Annotated in this window: 11 protein-coding genes; 1 reads left to right on the top strand and 10 read right to left on the bottom strand. The window is 55.5% G+C overall.

Going from position 1 to position 15,827, the window contains the following annotated elements:
- Positions 1–65 precede the first annotated feature (65 nt).
- The 10 genes from GZH47_RS24185 to GZH47_RS24140 form a co-directional block, all read right to left on the bottom strand.
- Entirely contained in the window at positions 66–1,928 is a 1,863-nt protein-coding gene (locus tag GZH47_RS24185) for a cache domain-containing sensor histidine kinase (RefSeq protein WP_192043541.1), read from the bottom strand.
- Between the two features lie 14 nt (positions 1,929–1,942).
- Complete coding sequence (locus GZH47_RS24180) at positions 1,943–3,580, bottom strand: response regulator transcription factor (RefSeq protein ID WP_162643586.1); 1,638 nt, start codon at positions 3,578–3,580, stop codon at positions 1,943–1,945.
- Positions 3,581–3,607: 27 nt separating this feature from the next.
- Complete coding sequence (locus GZH47_RS24175; protein ID WP_162643585.1) at positions 3,608–4,852, bottom strand: FAD-dependent oxidoreductase; 1,245 nt, start codon at positions 4,850–4,852, stop codon at positions 3,608–3,610.
- Between the two features lie 75 nt (positions 4,853–4,927).
- A complete protein-coding gene (locus GZH47_RS24170) occupies positions 4,928–6,496 on the bottom strand; it encodes an extracellular solute-binding protein (RefSeq protein ID WP_162643584.1) in 1,569 nt (522 codons plus the stop codon).
- 121 nt (positions 6,497–6,617) lie between these two features.
- Positions 6,618–7,490: a carbohydrate ABC transporter permease gene (locus GZH47_RS24165; protein WP_162643583.1), complete on the bottom strand. Its 873-nt coding sequence runs from the start codon at positions 7,488–7,490 to the stop codon at positions 6,618–6,620.
- Between the two features lie 13 nt (positions 7,491–7,503).
- The gene (locus tag GZH47_RS24160) at positions 7,504–8,415 is read right to left on the bottom strand and encodes an ABC transporter permease (protein WP_162643582.1); all 912 of its coding nucleotides are present in this window, start codon (positions 8,413–8,415) and stop codon (positions 7,504–7,506) included.
- Between the two features lie 235 nt (positions 8,416–8,650).
- Positions 8,651–9,868 carry a hypothetical protein gene (locus GZH47_RS24155; RefSeq protein WP_162643581.1) on the bottom strand — a complete coding sequence of 406 codons (1,218 nt, stop codon included), beginning with the start codon at positions 9,866–9,868 and terminating at the stop codon, positions 8,651–8,653.
- Between the two features lie 2 nt (positions 9,869–9,870).
- Positions 9,871–10,995: a serine hydrolase domain-containing protein gene (locus tag GZH47_RS24150; protein ID WP_162643580.1), complete on the bottom strand. Its 1,125-nt coding sequence runs from the start codon at positions 10,993–10,995 to the stop codon at positions 9,871–9,873.
- A gap of 179 nt (positions 10,996–11,174) precedes the next feature.
- Positions 11,175–12,575: a sensor histidine kinase gene (locus GZH47_RS24145; protein WP_162643579.1), complete on the bottom strand. Its 1,401-nt coding sequence runs from the start codon at positions 12,573–12,575 to the stop codon at positions 11,175–11,177.
- On the bottom strand, positions 12,572–13,216 hold the full coding sequence (locus tag GZH47_RS24140) for a response regulator transcription factor (RefSeq protein ID WP_162643578.1): 645 nt from the start codon (positions 13,214–13,216) through the stop codon (positions 12,572–12,574). Before GZH47_RS24140 ends, GZH47_RS24145 begins: the two co-directional genes overlap by 4 nt.
- Before the next feature lie 203 nt (positions 13,217–13,419).
- Between GZH47_RS24140 and GZH47_RS24135 the strand changes: the two genes are divergently transcribed.
- Complete coding sequence (locus GZH47_RS24135) at positions 13,420–15,795, top strand: glycoside hydrolase (protein ID WP_162643577.1); 2,376 nt, start codon at positions 13,420–13,422, stop codon at positions 15,793–15,795.
- Positions 15,796–15,827: the final 32 nt, after the last annotated feature.

Here is a 15,827-nt window from a genome sequence, read left to right as displayed (position 1 = left end):
CGCGAGTGTTCCGTCCGGCTTTTTTCTCCCCCTATTTCTCCCCTTATACGGGCAGCGCAACGCGATTATGACACGGAGTCCGTCGGCCGCCATTCCGCCCGGAGGCGGATCGTGACCGTCGTTCCGACGCCAAGCCGGGACGCAACTTCGAGTCCGTATTGATCGCCGGCATACAGCTTGATGCGTTCATTGACATTGAACAGACCATAGGAACTGCCGATGCCCTCCGTCTTCTCCTCTGGCCGCGGGGCTGCCCATAGCAGCTGCCGGCTGCGTTCCTCGTCCATTCCGATCCCGTTATCGGATATGGAAATCACTAAATCACCTCCTGCTTCTTTCACGGTAATCGAGATCAGTCCACGCCTATGCTTCATTTTCCGAATCCCGTGCAGCAGCGCATTCTCGATAATCGGCTGCATGATCAATTTGGGAATCTGACAATCGGCGATTGGGGGCTCCACGTCAATCCGGACATCGAACGTATTCGGGAACCGGCTTTGCTGAATATTCAAGTAGACTTCCGCGAGCCGAACCTCGTCTTCCACGCTGACAATGCTCTTGCCCTTGTTCAGACTTAAGCGGAAGTACTTCGCTAGGCTGTCGATCATTTGGCTGATATCCGACGCGCCCTTGCCGATGGCAATCCAATTGATCGTATCGAGTGTATTGTATAGAAAATGCGGATTAATCTGAGCCTGGAGCGCTTGTAACTGCGCCTCGCGCTCATGAATCTCGGCCAGGTATTTCTCTTCGACCAGCGTGCGAACACGAAGGATAAGATGGTCAACGCTGCGTTCCAGCACGAAGAAATCGCTGTTGGACGCGAGAGGCAGCTCGTCCAGGCTCTCCGTCCCTTCCCTTCGAATGACCGTAATGACCTTCTTCACTCTTTGATTCATGCCGCGGACGATAATCGCCAGCAGAACGAACGGCAGTAGGACGAATAACGCGAAATATTCCAATAGGGAAGTCAGACTGGACTGCTGCGTCATCTTTACCGCCTGCGGCGACAGCTGCCCTTCCTTATTTCGCGCCACCAGCTTCCAGTTAGTAGGCGAGACCGTCGTGTATATTACCTCATCCGACTCCTTGTTCAGCCGGAAGGCATGTCCATCGCTGTCTTGGCTTTCATTTAAACGCCCGCTCAGTTCCGGCTCCACCTTGGTTCCGATTCGCGTCCGGTCAGGATGGTAGATGATCGTACCCTTCGCATCGACGAGGTAGACCTCGGTCTCCGGCGAGAACGAAAGCGCGGACAACAGATCGCTGACCATCTGCTCCTTGACGTCGATCATCATGACGCCTGAAATTTGATCGTAATGATCCGGATCGCGCAGCATCCGGGCGGAAGAGAGCACGTTCACATTCCCCGCTTCCAGGTAGGCCTGCTCATAAATACCGCTCCATACGATACTGCCATTGGCCGCAATAATATCCTTATACCACGGATTGCCCATTAAGCCGTCCAGCGAGAAAAAGTTCACTTTCTCCCCCGCGTACAGCTTCGACTTGTCCACGAACAGCCTTACTCGAAACACGTCCGAGTTGGATTGCACGGATTCGACCAAGTTCCGCAAGTCCTTGACCACTTCAAGCTGAGTCTCGACGAGGCTGTCCGTGTCGCTGACGGATAAGTATTGGTGCAATTTATTATTCATGAAGGCGGCATCGCTTATCTCTTCGATATGCTCCAGCCGATAGGATAAATTGCTGCCGGCTTGCGCCAATGTCAGCTGCATCGTCCGCATGACTTCATTCTTCAGAATGGTCGTTGAGCGTTCATAGTACCCGTACAAAATCACCGCAGCAGGGATAACGATCAGTATGATATAAGCGATCAGCCACTGGCGGGGAATGGCGATACGGCGAAGAAGGCGACGAATCCATCCGCCGCCTTCCTTCTTATACGGTCGCTTTATGGGGCGCACCTCCTTCAGCCTGCCTATACATACTTCTCTCTGTAGCCGCTAGGCGTCAGGCCCGTCGCCTTCTTGAACAGCTTGGTAAAGTAGCTCGGATCCGTGTAACCGATCGCATAACAAATATCGTAAAATTTGTATTGCGGATCGCGAAGCATCTCCTTCGCTTTCTCTACGCGGACATGCGTCAAATACTCGCCTACCGTCTGTCCCGACTCTTGCTTGAATAATAGGCTGACATACGTCGGCGTCAGGAAGACTTCCTTGCCAATATCCGTTACCGTCAAGCCGCCGTTTGCATAATTCCGGTCGATAATCGCCCGGACACGTTCGACGAGATTAGCGACCTTGCCCGTGCGCTTCTCGCGGATCCGCTCGCAGACGGCAAGCAGATATGATTGCAGAATCTCGCTGATTTCTCCGAGCGTCTCCCGCTCGAACAGCGACTCCCACACCGTGGCTTCCGCCGCTTCCAGCTCTTCCGACTGCATGTTGAATTCCAGCAGCAGTTGGCCTGCAGCCAGAAAAATCTGCATGCATGCGTTGCGCCCGTACTTTAATCCGTCTGGACGGTTGCGATTCAGGTCTGCGAAGATAGATGCCAGCACTTCCCGCAGCTGACCGGCATCTGCCGCTTTTAGCGCAGAGATAAGCTCTTCATTGTAGACGAATTCGTACCGGCTGGGGCTGCCGGTGTCCATGTCCGGGCTTTCCAGGCTATCCATCGTAATGATGCGGTTTTTGCCCAAGTACCACTTATGATTGACCGCTTCGCGAGCCTGCTTATAGCAGTTGGCCAAGCTGCCGAGGCCGGTTACCCGGTCGCTGATCCCGATGGTCACGCTGATCTTCAGCCAACGTTCGAGATTATCGCGGATCATACCGGCCAGTTCAAGCAGCACTTCCGCTGCATCGCTGGATGCCTCGTAATCCATGTTCATGCGTAGGATGCCCGCGAATTCACCGGTATGATGCTCGAACGCATAGCCGCCCATCGAACTGTCGATCAGCTCCTCGCAAATGTTTCCGATCGAATACCAGAGCAGCTGCCGGTCTCTCTCGCTTCGGACGCTCTCCACATTAGCCAAATCGTCAACCGAGATCACGATCATCCAATAACAAGCATCCTCGGGGAGGCTCAGCTCGAGAAAATCGATCCGCTCGCGAATGTCCTGCTTCTGGACACCGCTGTTGATGAGCGACAGCAGGAACTTCTCCCGCAGCAGCGGCATCCCTTCCTTCAGCCTGACCTGCAGTTCTTCCTGCCGCTCCTGCTCGGCGCGCGCCTCATCCAAATCGCTCACGACCCGCTTCAGCACGGCGCTTAGCTCCTCCAGATTTACGGGCTTGAAGATATAGTCGACCGCGCTGACTTTCATCGCGGACTTCAAGTAATCCGCGTCGCCATGCCCGCTGACGAAGATGATTTTGACGGACGGATAATGCGCATTGATTAGGCGCGACAATGTTATTCCATCCATGTTCGGCATGCGGACGTCCGTCAGCACGAGATCGGGCGTTTCCTGTTCGATCATCTCGAAGGCTACGTCCCCGTCATCCGCTTCCCCCATGATTTCAATGCCGAAAGAGGACCAATTGAAGTAAGATTGCAAACCCATTCTGACCGTAATCTCGTCATCGACAATGAGCAGCTTATACATGACTTGTCCTCCTTCTCGGGCGTTTCTCTATTTCATAAACTTAACACCTTGATCTTGCAATATACCATGCAAGTTGTCCATGGGCACGTCTTCCATTTTGCAGCCGTTGTCGATCGCGAGAGAAGCAGCCGCGCCCGCAGCTTGCCCAAGCGCATAGCAGGTTGCCTGCACGCGCATCGATGACATTGCTACGTGGGTTGCGGAAATCGAGCGGCCCGCCACGAGCAGATTATCGAACGCTTCCGGTACCATGCAGCGGTATGGAATATCATAGCCGTCGATTCGCCGTTCGTCGGTCGTTTTCTTCGCGTCCGGACTATGAATATCGATCTCGTAATTCGTCTGCGCAACGACATCCCGGAATCTAGCACCGCTGGTCAGATCCTGCTCGTTAAGCGTATAGCGTCCTACGATCTGGTTGGTCTCGCGAGCTCCGGTCTGGGGAGCGATATGAGTAAGCGCATAATTCTCGAAGCCGGTCTTCTGGAGATAGTACGCAATGGAGAACACCTGTCTGAGCGCTTCCGTCTCTGCGTAATTGCTGTCCTCGATCTTGGCTCCATTCGCCTTGACGCGCGACATGTTGACGAGCAGCGAGCCGTCATTGTTCTGTTCCCAATACAATCTTCTGCCTTGGGGAAGATCGGCTACGTCTTGATAGTCATAACAGCCCTCCGGCAATAGCGGAGTTACCGGCTTGCCGGTGTCCTGCATCATGAACATGAGCGTCATCGGCTGGGTCAGTCCATCGCTTTCGCGGCCGCTCGTATAGGGAACGCCGGCTTCGATCGCGACGCGTGCATCGCCGGTACAGTCGATGATCGTCGCGCCTTCGAATGCTCTCAATCCCTCCCGGGTAGATACGATAACCGCCTTGATCCGGCTGCCTTCCTGAATCGTGCCGATAAATTCGCAGTGGAAATAGACATCCACCTTTTCTTTCTTCATCTTCTCATTCATATAGTGGCGCATGAGGAACGGCGAATATTGCGGCGCGATCGATTCGTCATGGCCCGCCGGAAGCGACTCCGCCAGCATCTCGGCAATGAGTTCGCGGTATATGCCCGTCACGTTGCCGATCGGCATGAACACACTCACGTTAGCGATGGTGCCCATGCCGCCGAGCTGTGCCGTCTTCTCCAGCAGCACGACTTTCTTGCCGCAGCGGGATGCGCTGATCGCAGCGGCCGTACCGGTCGGTCCTCCGCCAATAATAACGACGTCAGCCTGCTTGTAAGTCTCGATTTCGCGTGTGAAGGTATAGGTCGTCATAGTAGTGTTCTGTCTCCTCTCCAATTAGAAAGCAATAGAGGGCTTTGGAATAAGCCCTCCCTGCGGAACGATTCCTTATTTCGACGCGTACCAAGCGTTAACTTCCTTGATGCTCGCTTCTCCGCCTTCGGCATTGAATTTCTTCTGGAAATCGCCCAGGCCATCGAGTTTCTCGGCGCCCGCGATAAGTTTTACTGTATAATCGCCGGACATCGTCTCAAGCTTCTGGTTGTTTTTCGAGTATGCCTCCAGGTACGGCGCTACGCTAAGTTGGTTGAGAATTTTATCCGCATCCGCTGTCTTGTTGTTGAGCGTGTCGAATGCCTCGAACATGACCGGATCTTTATGAACGCGCGCCTGCCAGTATTGCGGATAGTTAGCTTCGTCCGTTCCGACCATATAATCGTTCGCCAGATTGCGCTCGTCGTTGAAGATCGGCAGAATCGGCATGTACGCACCGTTATCGACCGTATAATGCGTACCTTCCACGCCTATAGCAAGTTCTTTGAAGGTCGTCGGTTCAAGGCTTGCATTGATCCATTTGATTGCGTCTTCCGGGTTCTTCGCGGATTTCGGAACAAAGCTAAGGCGGTCAAAGCCTTTGTTCGCGCCAAAGCCGGATTTGCCGTTAGGGCCTTTAAGGGCCGGTACAAAAGCGAATTTCGCATCCGGAGCGGCTTTGGTCAGCGCATCGGAAATGCCCGGAATGTCGGCCCAGTGAACGACGATCGCGCCCGCTTTACCGCTGGAGAACTTTTCTTTGGCTGTTGCATCCTTGTTGACGACGAATCCCTTGTCCAGCAGCCCGCCTGCGTAGAGGCCGGAAACATATTTCACGTAATCCGGGAAGGACGGATCAAGCAAGCGCGGAGTAAGCTGTCCATTGACATCGTTCCAAGGGTTAGGCATGCCGAAAGCGCCGACAAGATCATCGATCATCGGCAGGTCGCCTTTGAGCGTGAAAGGAACGTCTTGGCTGCCGTGGCCGCCCGGATTTTTATCTTTGAACGCCTGCAGCACGGCTTGGAATTCATCCGTCGATGCCGGCATCTTCATGCCGACTTTATCGAGCCAATCGGTACGGATAAGAATGCCGAATCCTACGGGATACGTGATAATGTTCGGAATGCCGTACAGTTTGCCATCCACCTTGAGCGCATCCCTCGATTGCTGGGAAATCGCGCTTTTGATATTCGGACCGAATTGATCGATTAATGGCGTGAGATCGGTAAGAGCGCCTTTCTTCGCATAATCGGAGTACATGGCCATGTCGTTGTACGTGGTCACGATATCGTACGGTTCGCCGGATGCCATAAGCAGATTCAGCTTTTGCGTCGGGTTATCCTGCGGAAGCATATCGTATGTCATTTTGTAGCCCGTTTTCTCTTCCAGCAGCTTCCCTGCCGGATACGTGGCATAATCTTCGCCTTGGAAGACATCGAGCCGCTTGAGCGTGGGAAGCGTGGCGCTGGTATCCGTCGCCGCAGCATTGTTATTCGTTGCCGAATTGTCTGTCGTTGCTGCCGTTTCATTCGATGATGCCGAGTTATTGCCTCCGTTGTTATTCGATGAACATGCGGCCAGGGAGCTAGCCAGAACTACCGTCGTTGCAGCGATCGAAAGCATTTTTGTCATTCGTTTCATGCATGACCCTCCATATAGTTATAATTTATCATCAATCTTTAGGCTCAGCCGTCATGGTCGAAGAGTATCTCTTTCCTAATTATCGGCTAGCTTCAAGAAATGAAGACGAGATCGTTGGGGCTCAACCTTTCACGGAGCCGATGAGTACGCCTTTAATGAAGTACTTCTGAAGGAACGGATAGACGAGCAGGATCGGAATGGTAGAAGCAATCACGGTCGCCGCCCTGACTCCTTCGGCCGGCACGTTCATCATGTCCTCCGCGCTCATCTTGAAGCTCGAGGAATCCGCGTTCATTACGATATCCTGCAAGTACAGCTGAAGCGGCTTCAGCGAGGTGCTGTTGATGTACAGCATCGGGTTGAAATAATCGTTCCAATAATAAACCGCGTAGAACAGTCCGATTGTCGCGAGCACGGGGCCGCTGAGCGGCAGCATGATCCGGAACAAAATCGTAAAGTTGCGCGCGCCGTCAAGCTTCGCGGACTCTTCCAAGCTTTGCGGCAGACTTTCGAAGTAGCTTTTGATGACGAGCATATTGAATACGCTGATTAAGCCGGGCAGCACAAGAGAACCCAGATTATCTATCAAGTTCAACTGCCGGATAAGCAGATAGTTGGGAATAATGCCGCCGTTGAACATCATCGTAAAGACAAACAGTACAATGACGATGCCCATGCCCGGCAGTTCGCGTTTGGAGAGCGGATAAGCCGTCATCGCCGTAATCAGCAGCGAGGCCAGCGTGCCGATGACGGCCACGAGAACCGAGATGAGCATGGCGTGCAGAAATTGATGGTTCGTCACGACGTATTGCAGCGTATCCAGCTGGAAGCCGACGGGAAGGAGATTGACTTTCCCCGAAGTGATCGCCCATTCTTCGCTGACCGATTTCGATAACACCGTGATAAAGGGAACAAGCGTCGACAATCCCAACGCGATCAAAATCACATAAATGACGGTGTCGAGCGCATACTCGTTGATTTTTTTGCTGTGCATGTCATTGCCCTCCCTACCAGATGCTTCTCTTCAAGAACTTCTTGCTGAGCATGTTGCCGCTAATGATCAGAATAAAACCGACAAGCGAGTTGAACAGCCCGACCGCCGTGCTGAAACTGTAATCCTGTTGGCCGAGACCCATCCGGTAAACGAAGGTCCCGATCACGTCGCCCGAGTCGTAGACGAGCGGGTTGTACATCGTTAGAATCTGTTCCGTTCCGGCTTCAAGCAGGCTGCCGATGCGAAGAATAAACATCAGTACGATCGTCGGCATAATGCCTGGAAGCGTGATCGAAATCATTTTGCGAATTCGGCCGGCCCCGTCGATGGAAGCCGCTTCATATTGTTCCTGATCTATGCCCGCGATGGCAGCGATGAAGATAATGGCGTTCCAGCCGACTTCCTTCCATCCCGCCGTGAAGACAACGACGCTTCGGAATAACGAATTATCCTGCAGAAAGGAGAGCGGCTTCCCTCCGAAGGCGGTAATGATCTGGTTAACCAGCCCGTCCGTCGGAGACAGAAGCGTCACGAACAAGCCGGAGATCACTACCCACGACAGAAAGTGGGGCAAATAAATGATCGTTTGAATCGCTCGCTTGAACAGCATCTTGCGAACCTCGTTGAGCAGGAGCGCGACGACGATCGGAATCGGAAATAAGATGATGATCTTATACAAGCTGATGAGCAGCGTGTTCGTCAGCACCTGGTAGAAATCGTCCGAGTGCACGAGTTTCTGGAATTGATCCAGGCCCACCCACTCGCTCCCTTTGATGCCGCTGAAGATATTGAAATCCTGAAAGGCGATCACAACGCCGTACATCGGCGTATATTTGAACAAGAGCAAGAAGATTAATCCCGGTATGAGCAGCGCATACATGTCCCAATTGCTGCGCGCCAGCTTCCAGCGGCTGTTTCTATTCATTTTCCCTCACCTGCGTTCCCATAATGTTATATCTGTATTGTAAGAGATCAGGCAGTGTGGTTCGTAGCATGCAATCCTTTGATTTCTGGTCATATCCTATAAAGAAACCGCAAAAATAGCGGATCAGAGATTAGCTCCGATCCGCTTGTTGAAACATTCCGTTCAATTGTTCTGCCCTTCAACGAGCGATTTCGCCCTGAAAGCCATCCGTTCTTTAAAAACCGTCCTTTAAAAATCATTTCCCCTTCAGCTGCCGAATCGAACGATCCCGGCTCCAATCGAAGTCGGAAATCGTGACGACATGGTTACGGCCATCCTTCCCGTTGCTCGCGTTGGGGTGCCACTCCTTGGCCATGAACGCCGGTTGACCCTGCCGGAAGATGGGTCCGACGCAGCCTTGGTGCGCGCCTAGATTCCGATCGAGCAGCACGACTTCGTCGAATGTCAACTCGCCTTTATTCAAGAACGCGTACCAGCGAGGTTGGCGGGCGATGCCGTCGGTTTTGCCGTTTTCCATTTCCGCCGTGAAGATATCGAGCCGGCCGTCCCCGTTCAAGTCCAGCAAACGCAGCGTATGCAGCGCTCGAAAATCCCTCTCGGCGCCGATCAGCATGTTCCGCGTCCACGTCGCTCCGCGGTCCCGAGACGTCAGCAGCAAGATGCGCGCCGAAGACGTTACTTCGGATTCCGTTACGACGACCGTCACCGCTCCGTCATTCGTCAAATCGCCGGCGGCCACGCGGGATTCGGGATCAAAGCCAAGATCTTCGACGCCGTAAGGGCGAAAGCGCCATTCGGAGCCGTCCCCCGCGACGTTCTCGTAGAATCCCGTATTCGTGACGATGTCCAAGCTCCCCGTTCCCGTAATGTCGTATAAGTCCAGGCCGTCTCCTTCCTGCTGCTCGGCGACGACTTGCCTATACCATGGCTGAGTTGGATCTTCAGGCGGCGTAAACCGAAATATCGCGCGGTCTTTGTTGCGGACGATGACTTCCTGCCGGCCGCTTCCCGACACGTCCCCGACGGATATGTCGTGCGCGTTCAGGCACCCGTCGCCTAGAAAATGAATCACCCATGGTTCCGTGAACGGATCCGCAGGCTGTTCCGCCCAGTAGATGTTTCCGCCGGGTCTGCCAGTCACTTTCGTCCATTCGCCTTCCCACTCGTTCGTCCATTCCCCGAACACCAAGTCGAGCTTGCCGCTGCCGGTTACGTCCATTGCGGCGGCGCCGACCTGGTGCCGGAAGTCGCGGCTGATCTCCGTCTCCCGCCATGCAGTGCCATCCCAGTGATACCACATGATGAAGCCCCGTTCGGGATGTCCGAACTGCTTGCCTCCCCCGATCAGAAAATCCGGCGTCGTGCCGTTCCCCGCGCCAAGCAAATCGCACAGCACGCCGCCGCCAACATCGAACCAATCCGGATCGACGGACAAGATATCGATCTTGGCCATAATTACCCTCCTATTCCGTTCTTCTGCTCCACAGGCGTTTCGCCGATGCCCAGCTCGCGTTTCAGCAATGCGACAATTTCATCCCGCGCGCATTGGCTCGAAAACAAATTGTTGGCATAAGCGACGGCTAATCCGCTTTCGGGATCGGCATAGGCGAGCGATCCGCCGTACCCGCCATGGCCGAAGGAGGTCGCATGGGGACCCGTAACGTTATTGGGCCCGCCGAGATCGTAACCCAGCCCGAGTTCATGAACGACGCCGTCCGGCGTGACGAGCGGTACCGTAGCGAGTTTGACTCGCGACGGCGGCAGCAGCTCGATACCGTCCACGCCTTGCGGCAGCAGTGCCGCGTAGAAACGGGCGCCCGCTCGCGCCGACATGATGCCGTTGGATGCCGGCAGGCAAGCCCGGCGTGCAGCGGCGCCGTTCATCCAGCCGCCGAGCGGCTGGATCCAGGCCGGGACGGACTGCGGTCCCTCTTGGGGCAGCGTCGCGGCATCGAACCCGGGCTCTTCCAAGTACGCGACGCGAGGCTCCGCTTCATCCGGGATACCTACGAACAGTCCGTCGGCGATGCCAAGCGGTACAGCGATATCCTCCTGAAGAATGCGGGAAAATTCACGTCCGTCCACAAGGCGGGCCACTTCGCCGACCAGCCAGCCGTACGTGATCGCATGATATTCCCGATGTTCTCCCGGCGGCCAATGCGGCGTCAGCCCGGCGACGGCCGTGCACATCCTGTCCCAATCATGTGCATCTTCGAGCCTAATGCCTTCCGGCATATACGGGATGCCCGCTGTATGGTTCAGGGCATGGCGAACCGTGCATGTCGATTTGCCGTTAACTCCGAAAGCCGGCCAATAATCGGCGATGGGCCGATCGTAATCGAGCTGCCCCCGCTCCGCCAGCAGGTGGAGTACGGTTGCGGCAATGCCTTTCGTCGTGGAGAAGACAGGGAACAGCGTATCGCCGTCCACGAGCCTCCCCGTGCGAATGTCCGCGATCCCGGACCAGGCGTCGACGACCCGTTCGCCGCGGTAATAAGCGACCAGCTGAACGCCGCGCTCTCTGCCTTGCGCCACCGCCTCATCCAGCGCGCGCTGCATCTTCGTTTGGAGATTGGTCATGGTTCATCCTCCTCTGATTCCCATTCGTCCGGTTCTCCTCTATCACTTCTATATCGAGCCGCCGCATCCTCTTCCAACGGCGCGAACATGTCATGGTACGCAAAAGAACCGTCTCTCTAAAGCAGAGAGACGGTGAGAGACGGTTCTTAATGCAGAGAGACGGTTCTATACGTCCATCTTTATTCGAAATCAGCGCCCAGCGCAATAAGCGGCAGCGAGAACGTGAAGGTCACCATGTTGTCCTTGACGGACAGGCCATATGCCGCGCCGTGGCGTTCAAGCACGGTTTTGACGATCGACAGACCAAGGCCGGTTCCGCTGAGCTTCTTGCTTCGCGAGCTGTCCATGACGTAGAAGGGCTCCCACACCTTGCTCCAGTCGGCGTCCTCTCGGACAAGGGTCTCGTTGCGAATGCGAAAATACACCTTCTCCCGCTCTACGCCTGCCGATACGCTGACGCGCTTGCCGCTCGAATATTTGAGCGCGTTCGTCAGCATGTTGTGCAGGACGGACGCCAGCTTGCTCCGGTCGGCCATCACGACCGCCTCATCCGGCAGCCGCTCGTCGATCTCCAGCTCCAGTCCGTGCTGCCGGTACGCAGCCTCGTAATCCTTGAGCATCGCCGTTAACAGCGAATTGAAGGCGACGGCCTCAAACCGGTACGTATCCTCCTGCAGCCGGGAAAGCTCAAGCAGGCGGTCGATCAACCCGGCCATCGCTTCGCTTTGTTCGCGAATAACGGCGGTATAGCTCCCGTCATCGAGCCCGTCATCGATGCCCGAGGCATAGATTCTTATGAGCGACAGCGGCGTCTTCAGCTCATGCGAAATATCCGAGATGAAGGTCCGCAGGTTAGCGTTCTTCGTTTCCAGCGTTTGATGGGCTTCCTCGAGCTTGTCGCTCATCCGGTTGATGCTTCGCGCCAGCGATTCGATCTCGTCTCCCGTGCGGATATCGACCTTCGTGAACGACAGATTGGATATCGCCTCCGCCGCCTTGTTCAGCTCGCCGAGCGGCTTGACGATGCGGGCGGTATATAACGCGGACAGCAGGACGAGCAAGGCTAGCATCCCCAGCCAAATATAAACGTTGAAGCGGTTGATGAAGCTGATCGTATCCGACCAATGGGAGATGGATTCGCCCACCGCGAAGACGACCCCGCCAACCGACATGAAATTGACGAGGAAGCTCGATTTCAGCTGGGTCTGATCGTAAATCCGGTTCACTTTACCGCCTTCGTTCAGCGCGGCGATGCTCTCCTCGGTCAGCCAAAATTTGCTCAGCGTGATGCCTTTGCGGCCTAGCTGGAACAATAAAGCTTCGTTGATGTCGTCGACCGGCTTCGACAGCTCCGCATAGGCGATCGCAACGCCTTCCTCCGCTTCCACGGACGGAATCCGCTTCACCAGCGTCTCGTAAGGCAGCGGCTCCAGCTCGTCGACGAGACGCGCAAGCTTGTCCTTGTTCTGATGCAGGACGTATTTCGGAAGAAAATACGTATTCACCGTAAACCAAAGAACGAACACGGCGCACAGCGCAATCGTAATCTGCAGCATCAGCTTCCGTGCCAACCGGCTCATTGCGACTCCTCCAGGCAGTAGCCCATCCCCCGGTAAGTCCGGATCCACCGGTCGCCGATCTTCTCCCGCAGCCGGCGGATATGCGTGTCGACCGTCCGCTCTTCGCCGAAATAATCGAAGCCCCATACGTGGTCCAGCAGCGTCTTGCGCGACACGATCTGCCCTCTATTCACGATCAAATATCTCATGAGTTCGAATTCCTTATGCGTGGCGGACACGTCCTTGCCGGCGCGATAAATCTTCCGCGCGTCGAGATCGACCGTCAGCTCGCCGAGCAGGACCCTCGCCTCCAGCTGGAGCAGCTTCTGCACGCGCAGCAGCAGGATCCGCGGATCGAAAGGCTTGCGCAAATAATCGTCGGCTCCCGATTTCAGCGCGGCGAACTCGTCATCGGCATCGCCCTTGGCGGTCAGCAGCATCACCTTCGTCCGGCTGTTGCGCTTGATTTCCTGGCACACCTCGATCCCGCTCCGCTTCGGCATCATCCAGTCCAGCACGGCCATGTCGATTTTGTGGTTATAGAAATGGTCAAGCGCCGCTTCCCCATCCTCCGCGAGGTGCGTGCGAAAGCCTTCCTTCGTAAAATAAGCGTTCAAAATTTGAAGCATCAGCGGTTCATCGTCAGCGAGCAGCAGGTTCACGTCCATCCTCCTTTCGGTATCGCTTCTACTATAGGCGCCGTTTATTACACCAGTATGACAAATTCACGGGGCCGGCAAACAATTTCGCTTCGCCCCCGTCTTCAACGTATATACGCTTTCCTCCACCTTCTTCTGCCATATTGGCGTAACACAACGCGCCTACAATGAAGCCGAAAGCCACTATTGATTGGAGGAAAAACAGTATGAACAGAACCATCACCGGCTTATGCGCCTTCGGGCTGTTGGCCGCCATCCTATCCGGCTGCGCGGACGGTGGAGATGCCAGCGCACCGTCCGTTGCCGGCAGCCCGGCGCGCGCCGCCGGCAACGAAGCACAAGCAGCAGCGGATGCGGAGACGGCCAAAGCGCCTGTCAAATCCACCGCGGAGCCGTTCGATTTCGACGTCGATCCGGAGACGTTCGCCGTGACCATTATTAAGGACGGCGTCCGCATGCCGGCTTCGAAGCCGCTGCCCAAGACGGCCGTCACGAATGTCGTTCAGACGAAGGATGCCGTAAAGTGGACCTACCCCGACAAAGTGAGCGTAAGCATCACGAAGAAGAATAACGATCTCGACATCCAGATCGAATCCGCCGGAGCCGAATCGTTCCAATGGCCGTCCATCCAAGCCGACCAATATACGCTCCCCATCGGCGAAGGCAAGCGCATTCCCGCGAAGGACACGAATTGGCGCCAATTCCTGAAGGATCAGACGTTGACGTGGAGCGAATCGTTTTCGATGGACTTTTTCGCCCTGCATGCAGGAAGTAATCCGTTCAGTCTCGTCTACGTCGTGACGAACAAATACAATAACGATGTCCATTTCGATGCGGACCCGAACGTTGAATATCAGTTCACGCACGAGTTCCCAAGCATCAATCCGGACAAGAGCTACGGCTTCCGCCTCTATGTCACCAAGAACGATCCCGCCGATATCGTCTACCCTTACAAAAGCTACGTTGCCGAACAAGGGAACGTCGTCACGCTCGAGGAGAAAGCCAAGCGCAATCCGAACGTCGCCAAGCTGTATGGCGCGCCGCAAATTTACTTATGGAGCGAGTCGATTCTGACCGACGCCGACGTGAACTGGCCGAAGCTTCGGACCTTGCTCAAGGGTCAGCTCGGAACGCTGCTCGTGCAGCTGATGGCAGGCACGGCGGACGGCAATGTCGAGCTTGCAAGCGTGTTGGAGCAGGCTTCCGCGCAGGACTATATGGACAAGTACCAGAAGGGCATGGTCCTGAGCGCACTGAATCAGGCGCTCAAAATGCGGGATTTGTACACGGCCGAGCGGTTCCCGGACCCGGGTGCCGATGCGCAGAAGCTGATTGATCAAGGCGTGGACAAGCTGAGCGAAGAGAAACTGTACGACTTGAACAAGCTGCTGACAGGTCAATTACTCGGGGACGCCGCGGGCGATCCATCCACATGGGGCCAGGCGGATTCGACGGATCTGATTAAGGACATGCATGGCGCGGGCATCGACCATGCCTGGATCGGACTGCCCAACTGGGCGGACGGCCTTCTGAATCCGCAGCTCGTGGATGAAGCGAACAAGAGCGGTTACCTGATCGCGCCCTACGATTCCTACCATTCCATTCACGAAACGCAGGATATCAACTGGAACACGGCCTCGTTTCCGGATCCGGCGCTGTACGAGAACGCGACGATTACCCGCAAGGACGGCAGCAAGGTTAGCGGCTTCCTGGGACAAGGCCGCAAGCTGAATCCGACGCTGTCGCTGCCATTGGTTCAGCAGCGGGTAGCAGGCATCCTGCAGGACGGAGTCGCCTACAATTCCTGGTTCATCGACTGCGACGCGACGGGCGAAATCTACGACGATTACAGCCCTGCGCATATCACGACGCAGCAGCAGGACTTGAACGCGCGGCTCGCGCGGCTCGGCTACATGGCGAACGACAAGCGGATGGTCGTCGGCTCCGAAGGGGGCAACGATTATGCCAGCGGCGTCATCGCGTTCGCACAAGGTATCGAAAGCCCGGTTATCGCTTGGAGCGACCCGGACATGCGCGAGAAGAAAGACAGCCCTTATTATGTCGGCGGCTATTACGCGCCAACCGGCATCCCCGACCGGTACGGCAAGCCGGTGCCGATCAAACCGCTGTACGAGTCCGTATATGTAGATCCGGCCTACTCCCTTCCGCTCTATAAGCTCGTCTACAACGACGCGGTCATCACGACGAATCATTGGGAATGGGGCAGCGACAAGATCAAGGGGGACGAGCAGGAACGGATGCTGTACGAGCTGTTGTATAACGTTCCGCCGCTGTACCACTTGGACCGGGCAGCATGGGATCAAGAGAAATCGAGCATCGTGGCGTTCCTGAACGTATGGTCTCCTTTCCACGAACAGGCCGTTAAGCAGGAAATGAGCGGGTTCTCGATTCTAAGCTCCGACCGCTTGGTGCAAAGCGCGAAGTACGGCAGCGAGCTGTCCGTTACCGTCAATTTCTCGGATCATGACTACAAAGCCGGAGCCGAGGTTATCCCGGCCAAATCTGCCGTGCTCCGTAACGGCAAGCAGAGTCAAGTGTTTCATGCCGCCGATGCGGTTTAATGCATCGCGCGGCCAATAAGCAAGCCGATGAC

Source organism: Paenibacillus rhizovicinus (genome assembly GCF_010365285.1).
GTDB classification, from domain to species: Bacteria; Bacillota; Bacilli; order Paenibacillales; family Paenibacillaceae; genus Paenibacillus_Z; species Paenibacillus_Z rhizovicinus.
The sequence above is the reverse complement of the archived record's forward strand: the minus strand, read 5'-3'. Positions and strand labels throughout refer to the sequence as shown.

Coding starts and splice junctions, on each gene's coding strand:
- GZH47_RS24170 (WP_162643584.1), bottom strand. CDS start 6,496: ATGAAACGAATGACAAAAATGCTTTCGATCGCTGCAACGACGGTAGTT.
- GZH47_RS24155 (WP_162643581.1), bottom strand. CDS start 9,868: ATGGCCAAGATCGATATCTTGTCCGTCGATCCGGATTGGTTCGATGTT.
- GZH47_RS24150 (WP_162643580.1), bottom strand. CDS start 10,995: ATGACCAATCTCCAAACGAAGATGCAGCGCGCGCTGGATGAGGCGGTG.
- GZH47_RS24135 (WP_162643577.1), top strand. CDS start 13,420: ATGAACAGAACCATCACCGGCTTATGCGCCTTCGGGCTGTTGGCCGCC.
- GZH47_RS24145 (WP_162643579.1), bottom strand. CDS start 12,575: ATGAGCCGGTTGGCACGGAAGCTGATGCTGCAGATTACGATTGCGCTG.
- GZH47_RS24175 (WP_162643585.1), bottom strand. CDS start 4,852: ATGACGACCTATACCTTCACACGCGAAATCGAGACTTACAAGCAGGCT.
- GZH47_RS24160 (WP_162643582.1), bottom strand. CDS start 8,415: ATGAATAGAAACAGCCGCTGGAAGCTGGCGCGCAGCAATTGGGACATG.
- GZH47_RS24165 (WP_162643583.1), bottom strand. CDS start 7,490: ATGCACAGCAAAAAAATCAACGAGTATGCGCTCGACACCGTCATTTAT.
- GZH47_RS24180 (WP_162643586.1), bottom strand. CDS start 3,580: ATGTATAAGCTGCTCATTGTCGATGACGAGATTACGGTCAGAATGGGT.